Source organism: Paraburkholderia sp. BL10I2N1 (assembly GCF_004361815.1).
Lineage (GTDB): Bacteria > Pseudomonadota > Gammaproteobacteria > Burkholderiales > Burkholderiaceae > Paraburkholderia.
Genome location: NZ_SNWA01000002.1, coordinates 2,868,837 through 2,893,655, shown reverse-complemented (window position 1 = coordinate 2,893,655; position 24,819 = coordinate 2,868,837). Strand labels below are relative to the sequence as shown.

Annotated in this window: 24 protein-coding genes and 1 pseudogene; 17 read left to right on the top strand and 8 right to left on the bottom strand. The window is 62.6% G+C overall.

The genetic code is table 11. The features are described 5' to 3' along the window. The first annotated feature begins 43 nt into the window (after positions 1–43). Positions 44–727, top strand: a complete 684-nt coding sequence (locus tag B0G77_RS35375) for an HAD family hydrolase (RefSeq protein ID WP_133666404.1) — start codon at positions 44–46, stop codon at positions 725–727. 218 nt (positions 728–945) lie between these two features. Continuing rightward, complete coding sequence (locus B0G77_RS35370) at positions 946–1,188, top strand: DUF3820 family protein (protein ID WP_133666403.1); 243 nt, start codon at positions 946–948, stop codon at positions 1,186–1,188. Positions 1,189–1,231: 43 nt separating this feature from the next. On the opposite strand, the gene B0G77_RS35365 is transcribed toward B0G77_RS35370, so the two are convergent. Then, positions 1,232–2,092 (bottom strand): LysR family transcriptional regulator, encoded by an 861-nt coding sequence (locus B0G77_RS35365; protein WP_133666402.1) that lies wholly within the window; start codon positions 2,090–2,092, stop codon positions 1,232–1,234. Positions 2,093–2,225: 133 nt separating this feature from the next. On the opposite strand from B0G77_RS35365, the gene mdtD reads away from it, so the two are divergent. Further along, entirely contained in the window at positions 2,226–3,668 is a 1,443-nt protein-coding gene (mdtD, locus tag B0G77_RS35360; protein WP_133666401.1) for a multidrug transporter subunit MdtD, read from the top strand. 60 nt (positions 3,669–3,728) lie between these two features. Here mdtD and B0G77_RS35355 read toward each other — a convergent pair whose 3' ends face one another. Continuing rightward, complete coding sequence (locus B0G77_RS35355; protein WP_133666400.1) at positions 3,729–4,595, bottom strand: LysR substrate-binding domain-containing protein; 867 nt, start codon at positions 4,593–4,595, stop codon at positions 3,729–3,731. A 136-nt stretch (positions 4,596–4,731) separates the two neighbouring features. On the opposite strand from B0G77_RS35355, the gene B0G77_RS35350 reads away from it, so the two are divergent. From B0G77_RS35350 to B0G77_RS35320, 7 genes and pseudogenes are all read left to right on the top strand, one after another. After that, positions 4,732–5,754: an ABC transporter ATP-binding protein gene (locus tag B0G77_RS35350; RefSeq protein WP_133666399.1), complete on the top strand. Its 1,023-nt coding sequence runs from the start codon at positions 4,732–4,734 to the stop codon at positions 5,752–5,754. Further along, positions 5,751–6,872 (top strand): oligopeptide/dipeptide ABC transporter ATP-binding protein, encoded by a 1,122-nt coding sequence (locus B0G77_RS35345; RefSeq protein WP_133666398.1) that lies wholly within the window; start codon positions 5,751–5,753, stop codon positions 6,870–6,872. The genes B0G77_RS35350 and B0G77_RS35345 overlap by 4 nt, the downstream gene beginning before the upstream one ends. A 58-nt stretch (positions 6,873–6,930) precedes the next feature. After that, positions 6,931–8,424 (top strand): ABC transporter substrate-binding protein, encoded by a 1,494-nt coding sequence (locus tag B0G77_RS35340; protein WP_133666397.1) that lies wholly within the window; start codon positions 6,931–6,933, stop codon positions 8,422–8,424. Positions 8,425–8,431: 7 nt separating this feature from the next. After that, complete coding sequence (locus B0G77_RS35335; protein WP_133666396.1) at positions 8,432–9,376, top strand: ABC transporter permease; 945 nt, start codon at positions 8,432–8,434, stop codon at positions 9,374–9,376. Then, a complete protein-coding gene (locus B0G77_RS35330; protein WP_133666395.1) occupies positions 9,376–10,269 on the top strand; it encodes an ABC transporter permease in 894 nt (297 codons plus the stop codon). The genes B0G77_RS35335 and B0G77_RS35330 overlap by 1 nt, the downstream gene beginning before the upstream one ends. Before the next feature lie 63 nt (positions 10,270–10,332). Then, positions 10,333–11,970, top strand: coding sequence for a gamma-glutamyltransferase family protein (locus B0G77_RS35325; RefSeq protein ID WP_133666394.1), 1,638 nt, complete (start codon positions 10,333–10,335; stop codon positions 11,968–11,970). Between the two features lie 71 nt (positions 11,971–12,041). Beyond that, positions 12,042–12,173 (top strand): annotated as a pseudogene (locus B0G77_RS35320) (TIGR00366 family protein); the annotation flags it as partial. Between the two features lie 4 nt (positions 12,174–12,177). Here B0G77_RS35320 and B0G77_RS35315 read toward each other — a convergent pair. Together B0G77_RS35315 and B0G77_RS35310 are read right to left on the bottom strand one after the other, a co-directional pair. Beyond that, positions 12,178–12,969: a DUF2182 domain-containing protein gene (locus B0G77_RS35315; protein WP_243751346.1), complete on the bottom strand. Its 792-nt coding sequence runs from the start codon at positions 12,967–12,969 to the stop codon at positions 12,178–12,180. A gap of 48 nt (positions 12,970–13,017) precedes the next feature. Then, the gene (locus tag B0G77_RS35310; RefSeq protein ID WP_133666393.1) at positions 13,018–13,785 is read right to left on the bottom strand and encodes a DUF899 domain-containing protein; all 768 of its coding nucleotides are present in this window, start codon (positions 13,783–13,785) and stop codon (positions 13,018–13,020) included. A gap of 125 nt (positions 13,786–13,910) precedes the next feature. On the opposite strand from B0G77_RS35310, the gene B0G77_RS35305 reads away from it, so the two are divergent. From B0G77_RS35305 to B0G77_RS35295, 3 genes are all read left to right on the top strand, one after another. Then, positions 13,911–15,143: a helix-turn-helix domain-containing protein gene (locus B0G77_RS35305; protein ID WP_133666392.1), complete on the top strand. Its 1,233-nt coding sequence runs from the start codon at positions 13,911–13,913 to the stop codon at positions 15,141–15,143. Next, positions 15,140–15,832, top strand: coding sequence for a PQQ-binding-like beta-propeller repeat protein (locus B0G77_RS35300; protein WP_133666391.1), 693 nt, complete (start codon positions 15,140–15,142; stop codon positions 15,830–15,832). Before B0G77_RS35305 ends, B0G77_RS35300 begins: the two co-directional genes overlap by 4 nt. Before the next feature lie 185 nt (positions 15,833–16,017). Then, positions 16,018–16,599, top strand: coding sequence for a YdeI family protein (locus tag B0G77_RS35295; RefSeq protein WP_133666390.1), 582 nt, complete (start codon positions 16,018–16,020; stop codon positions 16,597–16,599). 283 nt (positions 16,600–16,882) lie between these two features. Here the strand turns inward: B0G77_RS35295 and B0G77_RS35290 are convergent, their stop codons facing one another. Continuing rightward, positions 16,883–17,191 (bottom strand): hypothetical protein, encoded by a 309-nt coding sequence (locus B0G77_RS35290; RefSeq protein ID WP_243751345.1) that lies wholly within the window; start codon positions 17,189–17,191, stop codon positions 16,883–16,885. Positions 17,192–17,991: 800 nt separating this feature from the next. After that, a complete protein-coding gene (locus B0G77_RS35280; protein ID WP_133667012.1) occupies positions 17,992–19,245 on the bottom strand; it encodes a D-amino acid dehydrogenase in 1,254 nt (417 codons plus the stop codon). 502 nt (positions 19,246–19,747) lie between these two features. Here B0G77_RS35280 and B0G77_RS35275 point away from each other — a divergent pair. The 3 genes from B0G77_RS35275 to B0G77_RS35265 are packed head-to-tail and all read left to right on the top strand — an operon-like array spanning position 19,748 to position 21,995. Next, positions 19,748–20,545 carry a thioredoxin family protein gene (locus tag B0G77_RS35275; RefSeq protein ID WP_133666389.1) on the top strand — a complete coding sequence of 266 codons (798 nt, stop codon included), beginning with the start codon at positions 19,748–19,750 and terminating at the stop codon, positions 20,543–20,545. 54 nt (positions 20,546–20,599) lie between these two features. Next, on the top strand, positions 20,600–21,682 hold the full coding sequence (locus B0G77_RS35270; RefSeq protein ID WP_133666034.1) for an IS630 family transposase: 1,083 nt from the start codon (positions 20,600–20,602) through the stop codon (positions 21,680–21,682). A gap of 13 nt (positions 21,683–21,695) precedes the next feature. After that, positions 21,696–21,995: a hypothetical protein gene (locus B0G77_RS35265; RefSeq protein WP_133664562.1), complete on the top strand. Its 300-nt coding sequence runs from the start codon at positions 21,696–21,698 to the stop codon at positions 21,993–21,995. 120 nt (positions 21,996–22,115) lie between these two features. Here the strand turns inward: B0G77_RS35265 and B0G77_RS35260 are convergent, their stop codons facing one another. Next, a complete protein-coding gene (locus B0G77_RS35260) occupies positions 22,116–22,574 on the bottom strand; it encodes a helix-turn-helix domain-containing protein (protein WP_243751344.1) in 459 nt (152 codons plus the stop codon). Between the two features lie 480 nt (positions 22,575–23,054). Further along, positions 23,055–23,471 carry a hypothetical protein gene (locus tag B0G77_RS35255; RefSeq protein WP_208116541.1) on the bottom strand — a complete coding sequence of 139 codons (417 nt, stop codon included), beginning with the start codon at positions 23,469–23,471 and terminating at the stop codon, positions 23,055–23,057. 504 nt (positions 23,472–23,975) lie between these two features. Between B0G77_RS35255 and B0G77_RS35250 the strand changes: the two genes are divergently transcribed. Next, complete coding sequence (locus B0G77_RS35250) at positions 23,976–24,743, top strand: tetratricopeptide repeat protein (protein WP_133666388.1); 768 nt, start codon at positions 23,976–23,978, stop codon at positions 24,741–24,743. Positions 24,744–24,819: the final 76 nt, after the last annotated feature.

The window sequence follows — 24,819 nt, the reverse complement described above, 5'->3', positions numbered from 1 at the left end:
AGCAGATCGACACACGGAAGAGAAAAAGAAACAAGGGAAAGGGATGAATCGCAATCTTGCGTTGTTCGATCTGGACCACACACTGCTACCGCTCGACAGCGATCAGGCGTGGGCCCATTTCCTGGCTGGTCTCGGGATCGATGGCGGCAAGCGTCACGCCGAAGAAATCGATGAGTATTACCGCCAGTATTCAGCCGGCACACTCGACATGACCGCCTACCTGAACTACACGCTCGCGCCGCTCGCGCGCCACACTCGCGAGCAGCTCGACGTCTGGCACACACAGTTCATGCACGAGGTCATCTCTCCCGCGATTCGCCCTGCTGCGCGTGCGCTGGTGAAGCGGCATCTCGACGCCGGCGATCTGTGCTGCATCGTCACCGCCACGAACGTCTTCATCACGAAGCCGATCGCGAAGGCGCTGGGGGTGGATCATCTGCTCGGGATCGAACTCGGCACGGAAGGTGAACACCCGGACGGCCGCTATACCGGCACATCGGTCGGCGTGCCGAGCTTTCGCGAAGGCAAGATCGTGCGTACGGAAAGCTGGCTGGCAACGCTTGGGCACGCGCTCACGGATTTTGGCAAAAGCTACTTCTATAGCGATTCCATCAACGATGTGCCGCTGATGGAACGCGTGACACATCCCGTCGCGACGAATCCCGACGCCCGACTTCGCGCACTCGCGCTCGAACGGAACTGGCCCGTGATGGACATCTTCGTCTGACAGGCCGCAACGGGAATCGCACCGGTTAGCGTTCGCCGGGTACGGGCCGGTCGGCAATCTGCAGCACTCGGCCCGGATCGCGGCAGTCGTCACACGACGGCGTCCTGGCAGCGACGACGAACCCGGCTTTCACGAGACCGCGCGACGCGGATACCAGGTAAGTCAGGCATCATTGGCGCACCTGTCGAGAGATCGGCGCCATGAAAACCTGATACACCATGAACCCCGAACACCTGCAACTTCTCGTTACCCGCGTCATGCCCTTCGGCAAGTACAAGGGCCGGCTCATCGCCGATCTGCCTGGGCCGTATCTCAACTGGTTTGCGAACAACGGATTTCCGCCCGGAGAGATCGGCCGGCTACTGGCGCTGATGCAGGAGATCGATCACAACGGCCTGTCGTCGCTGCTCGATCCGCTCCGCGAACCTCAGCCCGCGACAGACACCCCTCGCGGGAAATAACGCGGTGTCGGACATGCGCGGGTCGTAGCAGTCACGCGGCGAATTACTCCCCGATCCACGAACCTCGCAGATCGCTGTCGTGCAGTAGTTGCAGCAGCGTGCCCGCCGGGCGGCTGAGCCGCTTCGCCGCAAGCGCGATGAATTCGACATCCGGCAAGGTGGGCAGACTGGCGCTGTTGAGCGGAGGCGTAAGACCACGCGCCGCCAGATATTGCGGCCGCACGGTAATGCCGAGACCGCCGCGCGCAGCCGCGATACACCCCGCATGACTGCTGCTCGTGCAGACCACCTGCCAGCGAAAGCCTGCCTCGGCGAGCGCATCGAGTACCACCGCGCGCGTCACGCTCGGTTCCGCGACAAGAATAAGCGGCAACGGCTGCGCAATATCGACAAGCGTGCCCGTCTTCGCGAGCCATTCGAGCCGTCCTGTAAAGAGCGGCACGCCACGCCTGTCGCCAAGACGCCGCTTGCCGACCAGCAGATCGATCGCGCCGGCGTCGAGCAGTTCATACAGCTTGCCCGTCATGCCGATCGTGATCTCCAGTTCGACGTCCGGATGCGCATTCCGGAACGCAGCGAGCACGGTCGGCAATGGTCCAAGTGCCACGTCATCCGATGAGCCGAGCCGCACGCGCCCCTTCAGGCGTGGTCCGCGAAACTGCGATTCAGCGCGGCCTATCGCCTGCAGGATCACACTGGCGTGCGCGAGCATCGCCTCGCCATCGGGGGTCATCGCGAGCGAATGGGTGTCGCGCACGAACAGCCGCCGGCCGACGCTTTCTTCGAGGCGGCGGATATGTTCGCTCACGCTCGATTGCGTGAGGCCAAGCTGTCGCCCGGCCTCGGTGAAGCTATGGCACGCCGCGACGGTAGCGAAGGTTTTGAGCCAGACCGGATTGAGCATCAGCTATTGTCATCGGCAAAATCGATAACAGTCAATCCCGTTAGAGGGGTTCCCGATCAGCCTCGCGCTGAATATGATGTTCGCATCCCGATGATGTCGCGGCACACTGCCTTCAATTGCCTGGGAGGGTTCGATGCGAAGCGAAGCGCAGCGCCGCCCGGCCCGTTACAGACCCATTCAGATGACCAAGGATTCCACACAGACAGCCTTGCTGTGGATCGTCTCCGCCGGCTTTTTCATGCAGGCGCTCGACACGACGATTGTCAACACCGCCTTACCTTCCATCGCGCACAGCCTTCACGAACAGCCGCTCGCGATGCAGCCTGTCGTCGTCGCCTACACGCTGACGATGGCGCTCCTGACGCCCGCCTCCGGCTGGCTCGCGGACCGCTTCGGCACGCGGCGCGTCTACTTCACCGCAATCCTGATTTTTGTGCTCGGTTCGCTTTGCTGCGCGAGCGCACACACGCTCGGGCAGCTGGTCGTGGCGCGGGTGCTGCAAGGCGTTGGCGGCTCGATGCTGTTGCCGATTGGACGGCTTGCAGTGCTGCGCAGCGTGTCCGGCGAGCAGTACGTGTCGGCGCTCGCGTTCATCTCGGTGGCAGGCCAGGTCGGCCCTATCCTCGGGCCGACGCTGGGCGGCTGGTTCGTCCAGGCCATCTCGTGGCACTGGATCTTTCTGATCAACGTGCCCATTGGCGTGGCCGGCCTGCTTGCGGTGCGACGTTATCTGCCGGACGGCGCGTCGCACTCGGCGCCGCCATTCGATTTCGTCGGCTGCGGAATGCTGTCGCTGTGCATGGTCGCGTTTTCGCTTGCCGTGGATACCCCTGTGCAAGACCATCGGGCGTTGTGGTCAACCGGGCTCTTCGTGCTGAGTGTTGTTGCGGCACTCGCGTACATTCCGCACGCACGAGGCCGGCAGAATCCGCTCTTCAGGCTCGCGCTCTTTCGCGAGCCCAACTTCAGCGTCGGGCTGATCGGCAATCTCATATGCCGCGTCGGCACGAGCGCGGTGCCGTTCCTGTTGCCGCTCCTGATGCAGTTGCAACTCGGCTATACACCGCTGCATTCCGGCCTGATGATGCTGCCCGCCGCGCTGGCCGGCACCGTGGCAAAGCGCTGGATCGCTCCGCTCGTGCGACGCTATGGCTATGAGATGTTCCTGCTCGTCAACACCGTGGTGGTGGGCGCGGCGATCGTTGCGTTTGCATTGATCTCAACGGGTACGCCGCTCGTGACCGAAATCACCGTGCTGGCCATTTTCGGCGCGGCCAATTCGATGCAGTTCGCTGCCATGAACAGCGTGACCCTCAAGGGACTGTCGAGCGAGGATGCAGGTAGCGGCAACAGCCTCTTCTCGATGGTTCAGATGCTCGCGATCGGGCTGGGGGTGTCGATCGGTGGCGGCCTCGTGAACCTGTTCTCGGAGCAGTGGGGATCGGCCGCGATGGGCTTCAGGCTCAGCTTTGTTTGTGTCGGGCTGATCACGCTGGTGTCGGCGCTGGTGTTTCGCGGCATCGATGAAGCGCCCGCGCGTGCGGGCGTGATGCCGGTGCGGGCGGCGGGGCGATAGAGCGTATCAAGCGTAACAGGCAACTCATCCCGTCTGCGCGAAAGCTAAAGGCTCGACCAATCACGAAGCATTCAACGTATCGATGATGGCCTCCGTGATGCCGCTGTGGCCATACGACGCCCGCTGGATCAGCCCGACTGTGCGCAGGATCGGAGGATTCGCGATCGGCACCACGCGCAGCGCCGGGTCCGTCTGCCAGTTCGCGCGATGAAGTAGCGGGAGCACCGCCACACCCACATTCTCCCGCACCAGCGCGGCGATGGTCTCGATCGAGTTCAGCTCCAGATATTCATTGACCGTCGCACCAAGGCTCTGAAGGGCCTGCTCGACCACGCGACCGGTACGCACCCGCCGGTCGAAACGCAGGAAGCCGTGATTCCGCAGAATCCGCAGAGGATCGGTATCGGTAACCTCGCGGCTCACGATCAGCACCAGCGGCTCGGTGTAAAGCGACGTCCATCTGAGTGTGTCGGGCAACACTTCATCCGGCCGCGCCACGACCGCCGCGATATCCACCTCGCCTTCTTCCACCATCACGGCCAGTTCATCCGAGCGCGCCGACAGTAGCCGCACATCCAGCTGCGGATGCGCCGTCTTCAGACTCGCGACCACCAGCGAAAGCGCGCCGATCACCGAAACAACCGCGCCGATCGTCACCGGCCCCTGCATCAAGGCGGCCGGTTGCGGCTCCAGTTCGGCCAGCAGGTCGAGAATCTGCTCGATCTTCGGCTGGATCTCGCGGCCCTGCCGCGTGAGCGCGATCTGCCGCGCGCTGCGATCGAAGAGCTGGCGCCCGAGCGCCTGTTCGAGACCACGCATCTGCAGGCTCACCGCCGCCTGGGTCAGCGCGACCTTTTCAGCCGCGGCGGCAAACGAGCCCGTCTTCGCCACGGCTCGAAAGGTTTTCAGCATCCGGAGTGTCGGCATTGCTCGTTCATCCGATATTCAAGAAAACGTTAAGCATCGAAAAGAAATATTAATATTTTCTGATGTTGCGCGGCGGACATAATCAAATACTGAAAGCCATCGAAAGGATGACCTGCGCGATGTGGAGTGTCGAAGGATGAGCCGTGAAGAGCGTCGACCGGTACTGGAAGTCAGCGGTTTCTCGCTGAAATTCTCCCGCGCACCCCATGTCCCCAATCTTGTCGACAACGTCTCGTTCTCGGTGGGCGCGGGCGAAACCCTGTGCATCGTGGGCGAGTCGGGCTGTGGCAAGAGCGTGACCTCGCTTGCGCTGATGGGCCTGCTGCCGAGCCCGCCGGCCAACGTCGTGGCAGGCTCGGCCATCTTCGACGGCCGGGACCTCTTCAGACAAACCGAGCGCGAACTGGCCGACATCCGCGGCAACCGCATGTCGATGATCTTTCAGGAGCCGATGACGTCGCTGAATCCGGCTTTCACCATCGGCGACCAGATTGCCGAGAGCGTAGAGCGGCATCAGGGCTTAGGCCGCGCCAAGGCACGCGACGAAGCGCTCGCGATGCTGCGGCTCGTACGGATTCCCGCGCCTGAGAAGCGGCTCGACGCTTACCCGCACGAACTGTCGGGCGGCATGCGCCAGCGGGTGATGATCGCGATGGCGCTCGCCAACCGCCCGCAATTGCTGATCGCCGACGAGCCCACCACCGCGCTCGATGTGACGATCCAGGCGCAGGTGCTGGCGCTCGTGAAGAATCTTCAGGCCGAAACGGGCACGGCCATGGTGCTGATCACCCACGACCTCGGCGTGGTGGCCGAAGTCGCCGACCATGTGGCCGTGATGTACGCCGGGCGCATCGTCGAGTACGGCACCGTCGATGACCTCTTCGACGACCCGCAGCATCCGTACACGATCGGCCTGATGGGTGCGATTCCATCGGTCGGCAAACGCGAAGGCCCGCTTGCGACGATCCACGGGTCGGTGCCTTCGCCTGAACAGATGCCGGGCGGCTGCCGCTTCGCGCCACGCTGCCCGTTCGCCGAGCAGCGCTGTATCGACGCCGCGCCGCCCGACAGGCTCCTCGACGGCACGCACCGGGTTGCGTGCTGGGCTGCGCCCGTCGAATTCTCCGCCGCGCCCCGCACGAAGGAGGTGCTGGCATGAGCACGCAATCGTCGTCACTGCAAGGCGCTGTCACGCACACACCGAACCCGCCTATCATCGAAGCCCGCGCGTTGACAAGGCACTTCGGTGGGACGCGGCATCTCTTCGCCCGCACGCCGACCGTCTATGCGGTCAATGGCGTGTCGTTCGCGGTACAGCAGGGCGAGACCTTCGCGATCGTCGGCGAATCGGGCTGTGGCAAGTCGACCCTCGGGCGCCTGTTGCTGCGCCTGATCGATGCCACCGAAGGCCGCGTGCTCTATCAGGGCAAGGACATCACGCAAATCGGCGCCGCCCCGATGCGGCGGCTGCGTCGCGAGATGCAGATCATTTTCCAGGACCCGTTCGCGTCGCTGAATCCCGGCATGACGGTCGGGCAGATCATCGGCGAGCCGATTGCGCTGCATGATCTCGCGCGTGGCGCGGCGCGCACCGAGCGCGTCGCCGAGCTGTTGCGCACGGTCGGACTTCAGCCTGACTATGCCGAGCGCTATCCGCACGAGTTTTCCGGCGGCCAGCGGCAACGCATCGGCATTGCCCGCGCGCTGGCCGGCGAGCCGAAGCTGATCGTCGGCGACGAGCCGGTCTCGGCGCTGGACGTTTCGGTACAGGCGCAGGTGATCAATCTTCTGGAAGCGCTGAAGCAGGATCTGGGGCTGACGCTGATCATGGTCGCCCACGACCTCGCCGTGATCCGCCACATGAGCGATCGCGTCGCGGTGATGTATCTCGGCGAAATCGTCGAACTGGCCCACGTCGACGATCTGTTCGACGCGCCGCTGCATCCGTACACACAAGCGCTGTTGCGGGCCATTCCGGCCAGCAGCCCGAGCCAGCGTCGCAACAAACCAGCGCTCCCGGGTGATCTGCCGAGCCCTACCGCGCCGCCGCCAGGCTGCCGCTTTCACACGCGTTGCCCGCACGCGAAGCCGCGTTGCAAGGATGAGCGGCCGCTTAACGAAACGCTGCCCGGCGGACGACAGGTCGCCTGTCACTTCTGGCGCGAAATCCAGAATGCGGGTGGCGCAACGCCGCTGGTGGCGAGCGTGAGTCCGAAGCTGGTCGAGCGGCTTGGCATCTATCGCGAGCGCCAGGCGCTGGCAAGCGGCGGCGTTTGATCTCGTCACCGCGAAGCAAACCGTTAATTGAACACCAGATGAAAAAGGAAAAGTCCGCATGCGTAGAATGTTGATTGCCGCAGCGCTGGCCGCGAGCGCAAGCACCGCGATGGCCCAGACGATACGTATCGGTTTGCAGGACGACATCGGTTCGCTCGACCCGGCGCGCAGTGCGCAGGTCGTCGACCGGATCGTCTTCAGTTCGCTGTGTAATTCGCTCGTCGATATCAGCCCGGACCTGAAAATCGTGCCGATGCTGGCCACCTCCTGGTCGACCAGCGCCGACGGCAAGACCCTGACCTTCAAACTGCGCCAGGGCGTCAAATTCCACGACGATGAGCCGTTCAACGCGGCTGCGGTGAAGGCCAACCTCGATCGCGCCCGCACGCTGCCCACCAGCAATCGCAAGAGCGAACTGGCGTCGATCGATCACGTCGACGTGATCGACGAGTACACCGTGGCCATCGTGCTGAAAGCACCTGATGCCGCACTGCTTGCCACGCTGTCGGATCGCGCGGGCATGATGCTCGCGCCCAAAACCCTGTCTGACGATAACGGCGTGGCGACCCATCCGGTCTGCTCCGGCCCGTACAGGTTTGTCGAGCGTGTGCAGAACGACCGGGTCGTGCTGCAGAAATTCCCGGGCTATTGGGACGCGGACAAATACCCGATCCAGAAAGTGATCTTCCAGCCGATTCCCGACAGCACCGTGCGCCTCGCGAACGTGCGCTCCGGGTCGCTCGACATGCTCGAACGTCTCGCGCCGTCCGACGTCGCGTCGGTCAGGAACGACAGGAACCTCAACCTCGTGTCGATCAGCGGGCTGGGCTTTTATGACGTCACGTTCAACCTCGCCAACGGTGCGCGCGGCAACACGCCGCTCAAGGACAAACGCGTGCGCCAGGCCTTCGAACTCGCGATCGATCGTGATGCGATCAACCAGGTGATCGGCGCGGGCATCTATACGCCCGCCAATCAGGCGCTGCCGAAAACGAGCCCCTACTTCGATGCTTCGATCAAGACCACGCATCGCGACGTCGCGAAAGCGAAAGCGCTGCTGAAGGCTGCCGGCTACGACCACGTCAACGTCGAACTGACATTCGGCAACAACACCGTGTCGAGCCAGATGGCGCAGATGCTGCAGGCGATGCTGGCCGAAGCCGGCATCAACCTGAAGCTGCGTCCGACCGACTACGCCGCCGCGCTCAACGCCGCGCATAACGGCGACTTCGAAGTGCTGTACACCGGCTGGTCGGGCCGTGTAGACCCGGATGGCAACCTGCATCAGTTCACCACGTGCAAGGGCAATCTGAACTACGGGCACTACTGCAACGGGGAGGTCGACCGGCTGCTGGACGACGCGCGGGTCAAGACTAACGCCGCGGACCGCAAGCCGCTGTACGACTCGGCGGCAAGGATCCTCGCGGATGAAGACCCGATCGTCTACATCTACGTGCAGCCCTGGCCGTTCGTGCTGTCGAAGAAGGTGCAGGGCTTTACGCCCTACCCGGACGGGCTGATCCGTCTGCGCGGCGTCAGCATCAAGAGCTGAGCGGATCATGTTGCGCATCATCGCCAACCGCGTGCTCGTTGCGATACCGACGCTGATTCTGGTGTCGATGATGATCTTCGGCCTGCAGAAGCTGCTGCCGGGCGACCCCGTCATGGCGATGGCGGGAGAAGACCAGAACCCGCAGGTCATCGCGGCGCTGCGCGTCAAATACCATCTCGACGAGCCGACGCCGGTGCAGTACGTGCTGTGGGTTCGCGATATGCTGCACGGCAACCTGGGGAGCTCGCTGCGCACGGATGTGCCCGTCACGAAGCTGATCGCGCAGAAGCTGCCCGTCACGCTGCAACTGGCCGTGATGGGGATGATCGTCGCGATCGGCATCGGCATCCCGGCAGGGATTCTGTCGGCCGCGAGCAAGGGCGGCGCGCTCGATTACGGCGCGAATATTCTCGCGCTGTCGGGCATGTCGATTCCGAACTTCTGGCTGGGCATCATCCTCATCTTCGTTGTTTCGGTGGAATGGCATCTGCTGCCCTCTTCCGGCTACGTCCCGCCCGGCGAAGACCTCTGGCTCAGCATCAAGACGATGATCATGCCCGCGTTCGTGCTCGGCGCGGCGCTCGGTGCGCAGCTGATGCGCCATACGCGCAGCGCGATGCTGAGCGTGCTGCGCACCGACTATATCCGTACCGCGCGCGCCAAAGGGCTATTGCGCGGCACAGTGGTCATCAAGCACGGCTTTCGCAACGCGCTGATTCCTGTTGTGACCGTGCTGGCGCTCCTGTTCGGCGAACTGCTGGCCGGCGCCGTGCTGACCGAACAGGTCTTCACAATTCCCGGCTTCGGCAAGCTCGTCGTCGATGCGGTGTTCAATCGAGACTATGCTGTCGTGCAAGGCGTGGTGCTCGTCACGGCCTTGTGCTTCATCGTCGTCAACCTGTTCGCCGACGTGCTGTACATCCTGCTCAATCCCCGACTGAGGCGAAGCTGATGGCTACTCCCGCCCATCCCGCCGCTGGCGCTTCTGCTTCTGCTTCTGCGCCGCTGCCGCGCAGGCGGCGGCGCGGTCTCACGAAGTTCATGCGCAATCGCGCCGCCGTGGCGGGCGCTTTCATCGTGTTGCTGGTGATTCTGGTGGCGACCCTTGCGCCGTGGCTGTCGCCGTATGATCCGGTAGAGGCAAGCTTCATGACCGTGCGCCAGGCGCCGTCGGCATCGCACTGGTTCGGCACCGATGAGCTGGGCCGCGACGTATTGACGAGGCTCTTGTGGGGCGCGCGTGCTTCGCTGCTGGCCGGCGTTGTGTCGGTCGGGATCGCGGTCGCGATCGGCGTGCCGCTTGGCCTCCTCGCGGGCTACTTCGGCAAGCTGGTGGACGGCGCGATCTCGCGGCTCGCCGATGCGCTGCTGTCGATCCCCTTTCTGATTCTTGCGATTGCGATGGCCGCGTTTCTCGGCCCGAGCCTGACCAACGCGATGGTCGCGATCGGCGTCTCGGCGATGCCGCGTTTCGTGCGCCTGACGCGTGGCCAGGCCATGAGCGTGAAGGCCGAAGATTACGTCGAAGGCGCGCGCGCGATCGGTCTTGGTCATTTCCGGATCATCGTTCGCTACATCCTGCCGAACGTCCTGCCGCCGATCATCGTGCAGGCGAGCCTGACGGTTGCGATGGCGATCATCGCCGAGGCCAGCCTGTCGTTCCTCGGGCTCGGGCAGTTACCGCCGGCGCCTTCGTGGGGATCGATGCTGAATACCGCGAAGGACTTCGTGAGTCAGGCACCGTGGATGTCGATCTTTCCCGGCATTGCGATTTTCCTCGCCGTGCTCGGCTTCAATCTGCTTGGCGACGGCCTGCGCGATGCGCTCGATCCGCGCGAACTGTAACGCTATTCCGGCGTGCCATGCGTGCGCCGTTCACCCCGTTCACTCTTTTCCTCCGAGTTCACCATGACCCGCTTCAACTGGCAAAACCCCTACCCCACGCCGCGCCTGCCGGTCTTCGCGCGCAACATCGTTTCGACGTCACATCCGCTGGCCGCCCAGGCTGGCCTGCGCATGCTGTGGAAAGGCGGCAATGCGGTCGACGCGGCGATCGCCGCGGCCGCCGCCATCACCGTGGTCGAACCGGTGTCGTGCGGGCTGGGCGGCGATGCGTTCGCGCTCGTGTGGGACGGCGCGAAGCTGCACGGACTGAACGCCTCGGGGGTGTCGCCCGCGGCGTGGAGTGTCGACTACTTCAAACGTAAGTACGGCGAGGAAAACGGCCTTGCGATGCAGCCCAAACGCGGTTGGGATACGGTAACCATGCCCGGCGTGGTCGCGGGCTGGGAAGCGCTGCACCAGAAGTTCGGCACGCTGCCGTTCGCCGATCTGATGGAGCCGGCCATCGAGATCGCCGAGCGCGGTCATGCGGTGGCTAGCATCGTCGCGTACAAGTGGGCCGCTGCCGTGCCCGAACTGAAGGATCAGCCGGGCTTTGCCGACACCTTCATGCCGCGCGGCCGCGCGCCCGAAGTGAGCGAACTGGTGCGCTTACCCGGTCACGCCAGGACGCTGCGCAGGCTCGCCGAACTCGGCCCGCGCGCGTACTACGAGGGCGAGATCGCCGAACAGATCGCCGCGTTCGCGCGCGCGAGCGGTGCCGCGCTAACGCTCGACGACCTGCGCAACTATCGCGCCGACTGGGTCGAGCCGATCGGCAAGAACTATCGCGGCTACACGGTGCACGAGATTCCGCCGAACGGTCAGGGCATCGCGGCGCTGATTGCGCTGGGCATCCTCGAACACTTCGACATGGAGTCGCTCGCGGTGGACAACATCGAATCGCAGCATCTGCAGATCGAGGCGATGAAGCTCGCTTTCGCCGACGTCTACCGCTATGTCGCCGATCCGCGTTCGATGGACGTCACCCCCGGGCAGATGCTCGACGACGCCTATCTCGCCTCGCGCGCGAAGCTGATCGATCCGAAGCGCGCCACGCAGTTCGACTTCGGCATGCCGAAGGCCGGCGGCACGATCTACATGTCGGTGGCCGACGAGCGCGGCATGATGGTCAGCTTCATCCAGTCGAACTACATGGGTTTCGGCTCGGGCGTGGTGGTGCCCGATAGCGGCATCGCGCTGCAGAACCGCGGCTGCGGATTCTCGATGGATCCGCAGTCGCCGAACGTCGTCGAAGGCGGCAAGCGGCCGTTCCATACGATCATTCCGGCGTTCCTCACACAGCAGATCGGGGGGCGGCAGGAGGCGGTGATGAGCTTCGGCGTGATGGGCGGCGACATGCAGCCGCAAGGTCACCTGCAGTCGGTGGTGCGCATGCTCGACTACGGCCAGCAGCCGCAGGCCGCGTGCGATGCGCCGCGCTGGAAGGTGAACCGCGACTTCACGATCGACATCGAGGCGACGCTCGATCGAAACACCGCGCGTGCGCTTGAAGAGAGGGGGCACACGATCAAGTCGGTTGACGATCCGTATATGGACTTCGGCTCCGGGCAGTACATCTGGAAGCTCGACCGCAATGAGCCGGAGCGCGGTTATGTCGCGGCCAGCGACAGCCGGCGCGACGGGCTGGCAGCGGGGTTCTGAGGGCCATGGACCGGGATGGAGCCAGGACGGCGCGCGACCAGAGGAAAGACACCATGGAACAGCGCGACGACATGCAACCGTTCTGGGCTGTGCCCGTGGTTGCGATAGCCGGCATTCGCATCCAGCGCGTCATGGGCTACACGGCCATCACTTTCGTCGTGTCGCTCGTGATCTACGCGAGCCCGCTCTGGCTTGTTCCGTAATCCGTCATCCGAGCCCGGCTGCTCGCGCGATCAGGAACAGCCCCGCCCCGACGACGACGGCTCCGATGGCTCGCGCGACGCGCTCACCGGCCGGCGCGACACGTTCGACGGTGATGGCTGCCGTCACGACAGCCATCGCGCGCAGGTCCATGACTCCGATGACAAGCAGGATCGCCGTCAGGCCTCCACTGCAGTAGCTGCAATGTAGACCAAGGCGCAGTCCGTGCCGCCAGGCGGTGCTGGCGTCGGCCGGCAAGGTGCGGCCGCGTCCCGGTGCCTGCCGGCAGCAGGCAAGGTGATGTGACTTCCACGCGGTGAACTGGAGCGCGCCGGCGCTCAGGACAACCACACCGGCCGCGACCGGAACCGCGCGCGCCAGCACCGGCGAGTGCATCTCAAGCGCCGCCAGCGCGACGCCCAGCGCAAAGGCCGCGATGCCGAACGCGGCCCACACGAAGAAGTACCCCACGCTCACCCATGCGGTCAATCGACCCAGGCGCGTCTCGCCTGTCCTGCCGACGGCGAGACGGTAGTTCCACAACATGAGCACCAGGGACGGCAGCATCATCGCTACCATCATCACAACCCACATACCGAGGAACGACGCCGCGGCGCCGGGCAAGGTCTGTCCGGGCATCAGCATCCACGCCATCGACATCGTCCAGCCGCCGGGCATGGGCATCTCGCCCATCGCCGACATGGACGCGGACCAGGCGATCGTTACCGCCGCGCTCGAGGCGAAGAGCAGCGCCGACACGCCGAGGAAGGCTCGCCGGGAAGCCTGTTCGGTAACCACGTGATATCTCCCGTCATCCGGTTGCACCAACGACGCCCGCAAGATGGCTCAGCGCCTGTCGTACTCGTCGTTGCGGCGCCACCAGATGCCCGTCTCGTTGCGGCCCCTGGGGGCGCGGTCGAGCCACTGGTACATGCCCCAGAGGCCATCCAGTCCGCGCGCATAGGTGGAATAGGTGTGATAGACGACACCGTCCTCGAGCACGAACCCGCTCATGCCCGGCCTGTCGCGCGAGTAGGTGGGCGCGTCGGTTCCGCAGGTGGCCGCAAACTGGGCAACCGGCTCCGGGGCCGGCGTCGCATCCATCGCGTGGCCGCCGCGCTGGTAGTTGTATTCGACGACGTTCTCGCGCTGCTGCTCCTCGGTGAACGAGACGTTGAAGTCGAAGTTGAAGTCGCTGCCGGACGAGGATGCCCAGGGAAATGTCCACCCCATCCGCCGCCTGTACGCCTGCAGCTTCGCGAGCGGCGCCCGCGACACCGCCGAAAGCGTGACGTCGTGGTTCGCCAGGTGGACGACGAAGCCATCGAAACCGTCCGCGATCGCCGAGCAGGACGGGCACCCTGCCGTGTAGTCGGGCCCAAACATGAAGTGGTAGACGAGGAGCTGCGAGCGCCCTCTGAAGAGGTCAGCCAGCGAGGCGCTTCCCTCATCGGTCTCGAACTGGTACTTCCTGTCGATCCGGACCCATGGCAACGCCTGACGGCGCCGCGCCAGTTCGTCGCTGCGCCGCGTCAGCTCCTTCTCCGCATCGAGCAGTTCGAGCCGCGCCGCCAGCCACTCTTCACGTGTCCCGGTCATGTGTCTCGTCGTCATGCTTTCCCTCCGTTGTGTATTCTTCGTCGTTCGTTCACGATACGACGTGCTGGTTGATGGTCGTGCTAGATTAGTACCGGGCATCGAACGGTGGGAGTGACAAGTGTGACGGGATTTGGATGCACATGGACTCGCTGATCACGGCCGCGGCGCGTGCGCTCGCGGCGGGTGATCCCCTCGGCGCGCTGAACCGGGTCGCCTTGCGCGACGACGCGCCAGCGCTCGCGCTTCGAGGCATCGCGATGGCCCAGCTCGGCGATCTCGTTCGAGCGAAGGCGCTCGTGCGAAGTGCGGCGCGCGCCTTCGGTCCCAAAGAGGCCGTGGCGCGCGCGAGATGTATCGTCGCCGAGGCCGAGATCGCGCTCGCCTCGCGCGACCTGGGCTGGCCTGCGAAGGCGCTCGACGCAGCGCGGGCGACGCTCGAAGCGCACGGCGACCGGGTGAACGCCGCGCACGCGCAGTATCTCGAAGTCCGGCGCCTCCTCCTGATCGGGCGCCTCGGCGAGGCCGAGCGAACGCTCGCCGGGCTCGACCCCGCGCCCTTCCCGCCTGCGTCGAAGGCTGCCCACGAACTGATCGTTGCGGGCATTGCGATACGACGCCTCCAGACCAGGACGGCGCGCGCTGCGCTCGTCCGGGCCGGGGATGCCGCGCGCCGTGCAGGTATCCCCGCGCTGACGGCGGAAGTCGAACGCGCCTCCCTGGTCCTGAAGACGCCCGCGGCGCGCCTGATTGCACGCGGCGAGGAGCGGTTCCTCCTGCTCGATGAGGTTGGAGCATTACTGGCGTCGAAGGCGCTCGTCGTAGACGCGTGCCGTCATGTCGTGCGTGACGCAGGTACGGTGGTCTCGCTCGCAACGCGTCCGGTGTTGTTCACGCTCGCACGCGCGCTCGGCGAAGCGTGGCCGGAAGACGCGCCGAGAGACGCGCTTGTCGCACGGGCATTCAGGGCCAGGCGCGCCGACGAATCGCATCGCGCCCGGTTGCGCGTCGAAGTCGGGCGGCTTCGCACGGCGCTCCGGGCGCTGGCCGACGTGAGCGCGACGAAGCGCGGTTTTGCGCTCGTGCCGCATCGCGCACGCGAGGTCGTCGTGCTGGCGCGGCCCGTCGAAGAGGAGCATGCGACGATGCTCGCCTTTCTCGCCGACGGTGAATCGTGGTCCAGCTCAGCTCTCTCGCTCGCGCTTGGCGCCAGCCAGCGCACCGTGCAGCGGGCACTCGACTCGCTTGCGGCAGCAGGCAAGGTGCAGTCGTTCGGTCGCGGCCGGGCGCGTCGCTGGATGACCCCGCCCGTGCCGGGATTCACGATGACCTTGTTACTCCCCCTCGACTACCACGTGACCAGGATGGAAGCATGAATCGATCAGCAGCAGAAATCGTCTGTGAGTACGGACCCTTTCCGGGTGTCGACAGCGTGGGTGGAGTCACCTATGACGGTCAGCACGTCTGGTTTGCGTCCGGAGACAAGCTGAACGCGTTCGATCCCGCAAACGGGAAGATGCTGCGTTCAATCGATGTCGCCGCGCATGCAGGAACGGCCTTCGACGGTCAGCACCTGTTTCAGATTGAAGGGGATCGCATCAAGAAGATCGATCCGACGACCGGCCGTGTGCTCGCCTCGATCCCGGCGCCCGACGTCCACGGCGGTAACTCCGGGCTCACCTGGGCCGAAGGGACGCTGTGGGTGGGACAGTATCGGGACCGGAAAATCCATCAGGTCGATCCCCAGACAGGGGCGATTCTTCGCACCATCGAGTCCGACCGCTTCGTCACCGGGGTCACATGGGTGGACGGAGAGTTCTGGCACGGCACCTGGGAAGATGACGCGAGCGAATTGAGACGAGTCGACCCTCGAACCGGAGAGGTCCTGGAGAGACTCGATATGCCGGCTGGAGTCGGCGTGTCGGGGCTCGAGTCCGATGGCGGCGAGCAGTTCTTCTGCGGAGGCGGTAACAGCGGGAAGGTGAGAGCCGTCCGCCGACCCAGGCGAGCCTCCGCGGCCGACAGCGACTCGGAGATTCCCGTCGACGCTACGAGCAAGGTTTAAACGAGCCTCCTCACAAAGTCGGCGCTCGAGGCGAATGCCGTTGCTGTAGCCAATGATCGCTATCCCGATCATCAACTGACGGACGCCGTGTCTGACTACAGTGTCCGGCTTTGCCGGACACTGTCCGCTGTTATGCCGCACTGGCGCTGTATATTTAGTATGACTTTAGTCAGGGAGATCTAAAAATGAATCCTGATGTTGATGCATATCTAAGCAAAGCCAAAAAATGGCAGAAAGAGTTTGAGAAATTGAGAATGATCATTCTGGATTGCCAGCTGGGCGAAGAATTGAAATGGGGCGTTCCTTGCTACACATTTCAGAGAAGAAACATAGTTCTAATTCATGGATTTAAAGAATACTGTGCGCTTCTGTTTTTCAAAGGTGCCTTGTTAAAGGATTCAGAGGACATTTTAATCACGCAAACGGAGAATACGCAGGCGACGCGCCAGATACGGTTCACCAATACTCGAGAAATAGCTGAGATGGAAGCCGTCTTGAAATCGTATATTCATGAAGCCATCGAAGTGGAAAAATCCGGCTTGAAAGTGGCTTTTAAAAAGACTACGGAATTCATAATTCCGGAAGAATTTCAAAATAAACTGGATGAAATCCCTGCTTTGAAAACTGCTTTTGATACGCTGACCCATGGACGACAAAGAGCTTACATTCTTTATTTTTCCGCACCCAAACAGTCCAAAACCCGGGATTCAAGAGTTGGAAAATGTATTCAGCAAATCCTCAATGGAAAAGGATTGGATGATCAGTAAATAAGATCAATCAAATTTCAAGAAATTATCTCACTTTGCGTTCATGGAATTGCATGACGGTGTAGCCGACGCTGAAGCATTCCTCGACAGCGCGCAAGACTCCCGGCGTCCGATACGTTCAACAGGATCAACGGATTTCCTGCGCGCTGAAGTGATCGACAAAATGCACCCTTGTCAGTGCCGCCCATGCCCGTCTGTGGAAACACGACGCGCCGTTCCACTCTGTGCGATCACGACGTCCACAACGAAATGTTGACTCACGGGCGCTCCGCAACCGGGTTCATCAACCACCGCGATACATCGGGTCGATGCTATCAGGTGCGGAACGTCGGCCAGACTCCGACTTGCCCGATCCGTTACCACCGACGCCACTGTGCTTTTTGTCAACCACACTACCGTTGCCGTTTTCCGCGGCCTTTGTATGAACGGCTTGACCGCGTTGCGATGCTGGCGCACCGGGGTCGCCGCAACCGACGGATGCTGTGCCGTAACCGCCCGCGTAGGAAGGAACAGCCAGCGATGCGAAGCTTGCGACTAACAAGGCTGCGATAAATCTTGCTTTCATGACGACTCCAATAAGCCTGGTGAACATACGAATGCGCCTGAATCAGATCGATTGCGGGGCACTTTTGGGCGTTGCACGGGATATGCCAATCCTGATCCGCACACCCTTAGAACGATCGTAACCACCTGAAAGTAAAGAAGATCGGTCTCGGTCCCGACAGGTTTTATAACCAGACTCAGGAGCCGCGATGTCTGGCTGTAGCCAACGCTTTTTTGGGCCGTTGTCTCCGATCGTCCAACAGCTCAAAGTCTGCGCACCCTGGCGCGACGAACTTGAGAACGCCAGCCATCACCTCGGCATCGTCTGCGGAAAATCTCGCGCCGCTTCAAGGCTGGGTGTTTTCTATTGAGCAACTGAGTCAGGATTCGGACCCGTTTGCTCAAAAGCCCGTCATACCATCAGATGCGGCGGACGCCTGAGCCCTCATTGCGGAGAACGAAGCGTGGTGTTTGCCACAAGGGCCTGACTTGATGGACTCCGAACGATCCCTAAGCGACGTACGCCCGGCGGGCTTCATAGGCGAGTACGTGATCGCAGGTAGCACACGACATCACGAACGAACTGTCCGATCTTCGGCCCGTCCTGCTCATTCAGGCAGGCAAGGTAGTCTCGATCGATGTCGGAAAGGGTGGTTTTCTTTATGGCAATTGCCCTTTCCTTTTACCTGGTCCATCCCGGAAATCGAAGCGGTTCTCTCCCGTCCTTGGCCGCCGTTTCGAGTTGCCAGGCTTTGCGCATGTGGCGGCACAGCCAACGCGCAAGCAAAACAGCGCGTCGGCATCTTGCAGATCCGGTTTCGACGATTGCACGTACCGTTCAATGTCCGGCTAGTTTTGGTATCGACTAACTCCCAGATCGTCAGCGACAATTGCCGGCGTTTTACCCGACATCAAGTCCGCCAGTAGTCGTCCGGAACCGCAGGACATGGTCCAGCCGAGCGTGCCGTGGCCGGTATTGAGCCACAAGCCCTTGATCGCGGTCGGCCCGACAATCGGCGTCCCGTCCGGGGTCATAGGCCGCAGGCCCGTCCAGAAACTCGCCCGCGTCACGTCGCCTGCATGCGGGAACAGGTCGGTGACGACATATTCCAGCGTCTCGCGCCGGGTGCCGTGCAGTTCCTTGTCGAAGCCCACCAGATTCGCCATGCCACCCACGCGAATTCGATCCTCGAAACGGGTAACCGCGACTTTGTAGGTTTCATCGAGGATGGTCGAGACCGGCGCATGCGCAGCATCGGTAATCGGCACGGTGATCGAATAGCCCTTCACCGGATAGACCGGAATGCTCACGAGGCCGCGCAGCAGTGCGGTGGAATAGCTGCCTAGCGCCACGACGCAAGCGTCTGCTGTGATGGTTTCGTTATCGCAACGCACGCCCTGGAGCGCGCCGCCTTCGACCACAAGGCCATCGATGCGGCGATTGAACAGAAATTGCACGCCCTGCGCCTGCGCCATCTCAGCGAGTGTGGTCGTGAAGACATGGCAGTCCCCGGTTTCATCGCCCGGCAAACGCAGGCCCCCTACCAGTTTGTGCTTCGAACCTTCCAGCGCCGGTTCGGCACGCGCAAGCTGGTCGCGCGACAGCAACTCAAAAGACACGCCCATTTCCTGCAGGACGGCAATGTCCTTGGCGCTACCATCCATCTGTTTTTGCGTGCGGAAGACCTGCAGCGTCCCCTGCTGGCGAGCTTCGTAGGTAATACCTGTGGTCTCGCGCAGAGCCATGAAGCAATCGCGGCTATATTCGGCCAGGCGCACCATGCGCGCCTTGTTGACGGCATAACGTGCTTTAGTACAGTTGGCCAGCATCTGCGTCAGCCATTGCACCTGAAACAAGGTGCCGTCCGGCAGGAGTGACAGCGGCGGATGCTTCTGCAGCAGCCATTTGATGGCCTTGGCCGGTACGCCCGGCCCGGCCCACGGCGATGCATAGCCCGGTGAAATCTGGCCGGCGTTGCCGAAGCTGGTCTCAAGTGCCGCGCCGGGTTGGCGATCAAGCACCGTCACCTCATGACCAGCGCGCGCCAGATACCATGCGCTCGTGACACCGACCACGCCCGCTCCGAGAATCAAGATTCGCATCAAGGCCTCCACCAGGAATGACTGCCTGTTCTGATTCAGGTGCAAATGCAAAGTTTGGATAAAGGGGCTATGTCGCAGAAGTCGTTCCCTCGTCTTCCTGTACCTCCTGTTCCAGGCGACGGCGCGAGATCCAGCCGTGGCGTCGGACACAAAGCCCGACCTGTTGAATAGTATGCGATCTCTGCCCGCGCCATGGGTATCCGGAAACCCGCATATCCATTGCGCTGGCTCGATGCGCGAAACAGTTTGCCATCGCTGCCTGCCGCCACACGGGGGCCGGCGATATGGAAGCGTGTACCGGTATTTGGATATGCGGCCATGATGCATCGCACACTGCCGCAATCCACAGCGACCGGGAAACTACCCGCCGGCACGACAATGAAAAAATGTCGGCGACCTGCTTGACATCACGCAGCGAGATCCTACACTAAACCATATGGTTAAGTTTCAGGAGCCCGCGCTGGATCGCACCTTCGCCTGATCACTGCAGGAGGACGTACAAATGGAACAGCATCGAATCGTTTCAAGGGAAGAATGGCTCGCTGCGCACAAGGCGCATCTGGCCGAGGAAAAGGCTTTGACGCACGCACGCGACGCGCTTGCGGCGAAGCGCCGCGCGTTACCGTGGGCAAAGGTCGACAAGACCTATAGCTTCGATACGCCGCATGGCCGCAAGACGCTGGCTGAACTGTTCAACGTCCGCAGCCAGCTGATCGTCTATCACTTCATGCTAGGGCCGGACTGGGACGAGGGGTGCCCGGGCTGCTCGTTCTTGTCCGATCATATCGACGGTGCACTGCTGCATGTCGAGCAGCGCGATGTCGCCTATGTCGCTGTATCGCGCGCACCACTTGCGAAAATCGAAGCGTTCAGGAAACGCATGGGCTGGCATTTTCGCTGGGTGTCGTCGCATGGCAGCGACTTCAACTACGACTATCACGTGTCGTTCACGCCCGAACAGCGGGCCAAAGGCAAGGTGTACTACAACTTCGACATGACCGAAGTCACGGCGCAGGGCTTCGATAGCGACGAACTGCCGGGTGTCAGCGTGTTCTATAAGGACGAGGCCGGCGATGTGTTCCATACGTTCTCCGCATATGGACGCGGCGCCGAGCCGCTCATCGGCGCCTACAACCTGCTCGACCTCACGCCGAAGGGACGCGACGAAGAGCACAACATGATGGACTGGCTGCGTCATCACGATCGTTATGCCGAGGTTCGTAGCGATGCGGGTGCAGGTGCCAGCGCGGCTGCGGCCGCGCAGGCAGCGCAACACGAAGCGGGACGATCTTGCCACTAGTACAACATCCCGTAAATAGGTTGAATAATTAACTGCCTCGGATATCATGTCTGGATGAGTCGAGGCCGCCATGCAACGCCAGTGAAGCTGGCGAATAAAGAACGACAGGAACTGCTATCGCTGATTGAGCGGAAAACGGCTACGCAGCGAGATGTGATGCGGGCGCGTATCGCGTTGTGGGCCCACGAGGGTCACTCCAATACGGTGATTGCGCGGGAACTGGGTGTCTCGGTGCAAACGGTCTGCCTGTGGCGCAAGCGCATTGCCCGGCAAGGTGTCCTGGGTATTCGCGAGGGCGAGCGCAGTGGCCGTCCGCCACGCATCACGCACGAAGCGCGACTGCAGTTGATTGCGCTGGCGTGTGAAGCACAGGAACCTGAGGGACGGGTCACGCCGACACTCGACGAGATTGCGGCGCGTGCCGTGGAGCGTGGCGTCGTCGGGCAGATCAGCCGCAGTCACGTGCAGCGCATTCTGCAGGCCGGCGACGTACGCCCGCACCGGGTCCGGCAATGGCTGCACAGTCCGGACCCGGCCTTTCGCGAGAAGGTCAACGTGATTTGCAAGCTGTACCGCAAGGCGCCGCGAAACGCGGTAGTGCTCAGCATCGACGAGAAGACCGGCATTCAGGCCATTGAGCGCAAGCACCCGGGACGGGCACCCGCGCCAGGACGGCTGCGTCGCCGTGAATTCGAATATATCCGTCACGGCACCCAGGCGTTGATTGCTGCGCTCGATGTGCATACCGGAAAGGTGTTGGCAGAGTGCCGCGAGCGGCGCACCCAGGACGATCTGGTAGCCTTCATGGAACGCGTGGCAGCCGCGTACCCGGACAAACAGGTGCACGTGGTTTGGGACAATCTGAACTCGCATCGCGCCCAGGCCGTCTGGCAGGCGTTCAATGTGCGGCATGGCAAGCAGTTTCATTTCCACTTCACGCCGTTGCACGCAAGCTGGGTCAATCAGATCGAACTCTGGTTTGCCCGTTATACGCGCCGGGTGCTGCGCCATGCCAGCCACACCAGCACCGCGCACCTGCGCGAGCGCACCGGGCAGTTCGTCGGCGAGCACAATCAGGCCGCACGCCCCTTCAAATGGAGTTTCCGGGGCTATCCGCTGCAAAGCGGTGCATCGTAATCGAGGAACGCAGATGCCAGCTGTACCCGCCAAACACCACGCTGCTGAACTGCAGCGTCAACTGCGCAGCCTGCTCGGCCATGAGCAGATTGTCACGCAAGCCTACGGGCGCCACTTGCTGATCAAACGTCTGGACGATGAGGAGCCAACCGTCGTGGCGCGCCTCACCGAGCTCGGCCGCAATCGATATGGCGCCGCCTTTCGCAGCCATAGTGGGCGTTGGGAACCGCTGCCGGGCACGGGTTCGCTCGACGAAATGGCCGACGTGGTCGTCACGCTCCTGCAGCCTTATTTGCAGCCCGATAATTATTAAACGTATTTGCGGGATGTTGTACTAGTGCCACCGTTTCGCTCTTTAGCAGCAGAACTAGCGGACGCTTACCCGCGAAGCCTGGGACCGGAGTCGACAGGGCCCGTCTGTTCCCAAAGCGCGCTATTTCCTTTTGAAAGCAGCGCGCCGCTCTGCGCGCTCCTTCGCAAACTGACTGCCCAGTGAGGCATCCAGATCTTTTCGTTCGACCGGGATACCGCACTCGGGGCATACCGTACCCAGACCCACATCGTGACCGCATTCACGATGCACGAAATGCACCGCAATCTCTTCGCTCTTGTCCTTACACCAGGTTTCGCCCCATGCACGTAGCGCGTGGATGACCGGATAAAACGACCTTCCCTTCTCGGTCAGCCGATATTCGTGGCGCAGCGGCTTTTCGCTATATGGATGACGCTCGATCATCCCATCGGCCTCAAGAGACTTCAGACGCGTCGCCAACATCTGTGGCGTCGCCTCGGTCTGAATCTGTATTTCTTCGTAGCGCGATGCGCCCATGTACATCTCTCTGAGAATCAGGATGGTCCAGCGATCACCCACGATTTCCAGCGACCGCGCCACCGGACATACCGTATCTGCTGTCTCCGCTCGACGTGCCACAGTGAATCTCCCAACATAACTATTAATTTCATAGTAACACATTCCAGATGTCGCATGCATACGCACACGCCCGCCAGGCCTCCTTCAGGCGAGATTCGGGATCATGCACCTCTCCACACCAACCGGCCGAAAACGCACATAGCGGAAGTCGATCGCGCAGCACAACTCGCCGATGAAGCACATTCGATAGTTATAACCGTATGAGCCTTCCGAACCTGCCGCGTTTCTCGAATGCGTCGCCGACGGCCTCGAGGCCATCACGCCCGAGCTCGCGGTCCCGGCAGTCCGCGCCCCGATCCGGCACTAACGGGATCGGAGCGGCTCAATCCCTTGATGAGCCATCAACCATCTCATTTACCCGGAGACGAACAGGAGCAGCAAGCACAACGTCTGAATCGATAATAATCAGCTTGCGTCAGCCGCCAGAGAGAATTGCGTCCACTATCTCGTGGCGTCCTTCGCCTTCGCACCGCCGCTTTGGTGGCCCGGCACATCGCCCGTCGTCCCACCCTTGCTCTTTGGGATCGAAATCAGCGTAACGCCATCCACTTCACCAACCACGCGTCCGCGCTGGTTACGGAGAATCGCACGCACACTGGCACTATCACCACTACCCGGACAACCGACCAGCATCGCCATGTGATCGAGATAGTTGGAAGTCGCAGGTGACTCGCCGAGCCGGCGACACGCGTCTCCGGCCTTGGGATACCCTTGGCCCATCGGCACAAGCGATGCGGGCCACGCGAAAGGCTCCGGTGCGGCGGCTGCACTCCCCGGATGATTACCCAAGCCCACCGCGATGAGCACAACTGCAGCGAACGTTGCCGTCGAAGGGACAAAATTGATAGCGTTCCTCATCGGACTTCCTTCTGGAGTCGACGCCGGCGGGCGATATCAGCAAATGCGGACAGCCAACTGGCCCGGCAGATCAATCACTATGCCTTCTCCAGGAACTGCCGGACAGAGGGCGAACGCGCGGCCCAAAGAAAGGCTATCGGTGGGCGTCGGAATACCAGGGACGCACATCCCCTTGCGGCGAACGTTTAACGTGGCCGGTTGCCGTAGGTCATGCGGTTAGCATATATCGACGACAACGTCGGAGCGCACTCGGGATCCACGCAATGACGCCGGCCCTCATGCAACAGGCGTGCGGATCGGCTACGATCACGAATACGGCGAGCGCAGGGCGGTGCAAAAGGTCAAGCTGACAAACATTCACCGGCCGCTCGACGATCGACATTTCGATCGTGTCCAGCCTACGTGAGTTACACGTTCAGGCCGCGCGCCCGTCCTAACCACGCCCATGAAAATCAGCACAGCGATTCGAAGCTGTTGCCAGCCTGGGCTCAACGTCGAATACGTATGCCATATTTCGGAATCGGTCTTCACGTCATTATCGCGATTTACTTTGCCGTGCATGCGGTACGCAGCGGCCAGGGCATGTACTGGCTTTTCATCCTGTTTGCGTTCCCGATGCTGGGCAGCGTGGTGTATTTATTCGCCATCTACCTGCCGAGCCTGCGCCACTCGCGCAGCGCCCGCGTCGCCACGCGGGCCATCGCGCAGTTCGTCGACCCCAATCGTGCCGTGCGCGAGGCGCGCGCCGAATTCGACCGTGCGCCCACCGTCCAGCATCGCATGCGGCTAGGTGCTGCATTGTTGGCGGCCGGCAACGCCGGGGAAGCGCTCGAGCACTATCAGGCCGCCGCGAACGGCCCCTTTGCCAACGACCCAACGCTATTGCTAGGCCTCGCGCAGGCGCAGTTTTCAGTCGGTAACCATGCGGCAGCCGACGCGACCTTGTCGAGCCTGTTCGCGGTCAATCCGCAGGCACGTCGTCAATCGGAACCTGCCTTGCTCCATGCGCGCACCCTGTCCGCATTGGGAGCGCCCGGCACACGCGCGGCCTTCGAGCAGGCGCTGACCTGCGCCAGCGACGCAGCACCCCGCTGCCTGTTCGCCGACTGGCTGGCCGGGCAAACGGATGAGGCGGACCACCGCCGGGCCACCAGCCTGTACGCGGAAATCGCGCATGACGCCAAATACTGGCCGCGCCACGCCAGGGAACACAACCGGGAATGGCTGCAGCGCGCACAGGCAGCGCTAGCCCTGTCGTCGACGCGCCGATGACTGGCAATCACGTTTGCCAGGCGACCTTGCAGCAGGACGAAGCACGGAATCGTCGATGACGATTCCGTTCCTGGTC

Excerpts from the sequence above, each read along its gene's own strand:
- B0G77_RS35275 (WP_133666389.1), top strand. The coding sequence starts at position 19,748 with ATGGAACAGCATCGAATCGTTTCAAGGGAAGAATGGCTCGCTGCGCAC.
- mdtD (WP_133666401.1), top strand. The coding sequence starts at position 2,226 with ATGCGAAGCGAAGCGCAGCGCCGCCCGGCCCGTTACAGACCCATTCAG.
- B0G77_RS35345 (WP_133666398.1), top strand. The coding sequence starts at position 5,751 with ATGAGCACGCAATCGTCGTCACTGCAAGGCGCTGTCACGCACACACCG.
- B0G77_RS35280 (WP_133667012.1), bottom strand. The coding sequence starts at position 19,245 with ATGCGAATCTTGATTCTCGGAGCGGGCGTGGTCGGTGTCACGAGCGCA.
- B0G77_RS35365 (WP_133666402.1), bottom strand. The coding sequence starts at position 2,092 with ATGCTCAATCCGGTCTGGCTCAAAACCTTCGCTACCGTCGCGGCGTGC.
- B0G77_RS35270 (WP_133666034.1), top strand. The coding sequence starts at position 20,600 with ATGAGTCGAGGCCGCCATGCAACGCCAGTGAAGCTGGCGAATAAAGAA.
- B0G77_RS35300 (WP_133666391.1), top strand. The coding sequence starts at position 15,140 with ATGAATCGATCAGCAGCAGAAATCGTCTGTGAGTACGGACCCTTTCCG.
- B0G77_RS35295 (WP_133666390.1), top strand. The coding sequence starts at position 16,018 with ATGAATCCTGATGTTGATGCATATCTAAGCAAAGCCAAAAAATGGCAG.
- B0G77_RS35355 (WP_133666400.1), bottom strand. The coding sequence starts at position 4,595 with ATGCCGACACTCCGGATGCTGAAAACCTTTCGAGCCGTGGCGAAGACG.
- B0G77_RS35255 (WP_208116541.1), bottom strand. The coding sequence starts at position 23,471 with ATGAGGAACGCTATCAATTTTGTCCCTTCGACGGCAACGTTCGCTGCA.
- B0G77_RS35375 (WP_133666404.1), top strand. The coding sequence starts at position 44 with ATGAATCGCAATCTTGCGTTGTTCGATCTGGACCACACACTGCTACCG.
- B0G77_RS35325 (WP_133666394.1), top strand. The coding sequence starts at position 10,333 with ATGACCCGCTTCAACTGGCAAAACCCCTACCCCACGCCGCGCCTGCCG.
- B0G77_RS35370 (WP_133666403.1), top strand. The coding sequence starts at position 946 with ATGAACCCCGAACACCTGCAACTTCTCGTTACCCGCGTCATGCCCTTC.
- B0G77_RS35305 (WP_133666392.1), top strand. The coding sequence starts at position 13,911 with ATGGACTCGCTGATCACGGCCGCGGCGCGTGCGCTCGCGGCGGGTGAT.
- B0G77_RS35265 (WP_133664562.1), top strand. The coding sequence starts at position 21,696 with ATGCCAGCTGTACCCGCCAAACACCACGCTGCTGAACTGCAGCGTCAA.
- B0G77_RS35250 (WP_133666388.1), top strand. The coding sequence starts at position 23,976 with ATGCCATATTTCGGAATCGGTCTTCACGTCATTATCGCGATTTACTTT.
- B0G77_RS35310 (WP_133666393.1), bottom strand. The coding sequence starts at position 13,785 with ATGACGACGAGACACATGACCGGGACACGTGAAGAGTGGCTGGCGGCG.
- B0G77_RS35330 (WP_133666395.1), top strand. The coding sequence starts at position 9,376 with ATGGCTACTCCCGCCCATCCCGCCGCTGGCGCTTCTGCTTCTGCTTCT.
- B0G77_RS35340 (WP_133666397.1), top strand. The coding sequence starts at position 6,931 with ATGCGTAGAATGTTGATTGCCGCAGCGCTGGCCGCGAGCGCAAGCACC.
- B0G77_RS35290 (WP_243751345.1), bottom strand. The coding sequence starts at position 17,191 with ATGTTCACCAGGCTTATTGGAGTCGTCATGAAAGCAAGATTTATCGCA.
- B0G77_RS35350 (WP_133666399.1), top strand. The coding sequence starts at position 4,732 with ATGAGCCGTGAAGAGCGTCGACCGGTACTGGAAGTCAGCGGTTTCTCG.
- B0G77_RS35335 (WP_133666396.1), top strand. The coding sequence starts at position 8,432 with ATGTTGCGCATCATCGCCAACCGCGTGCTCGTTGCGATACCGACGCTG.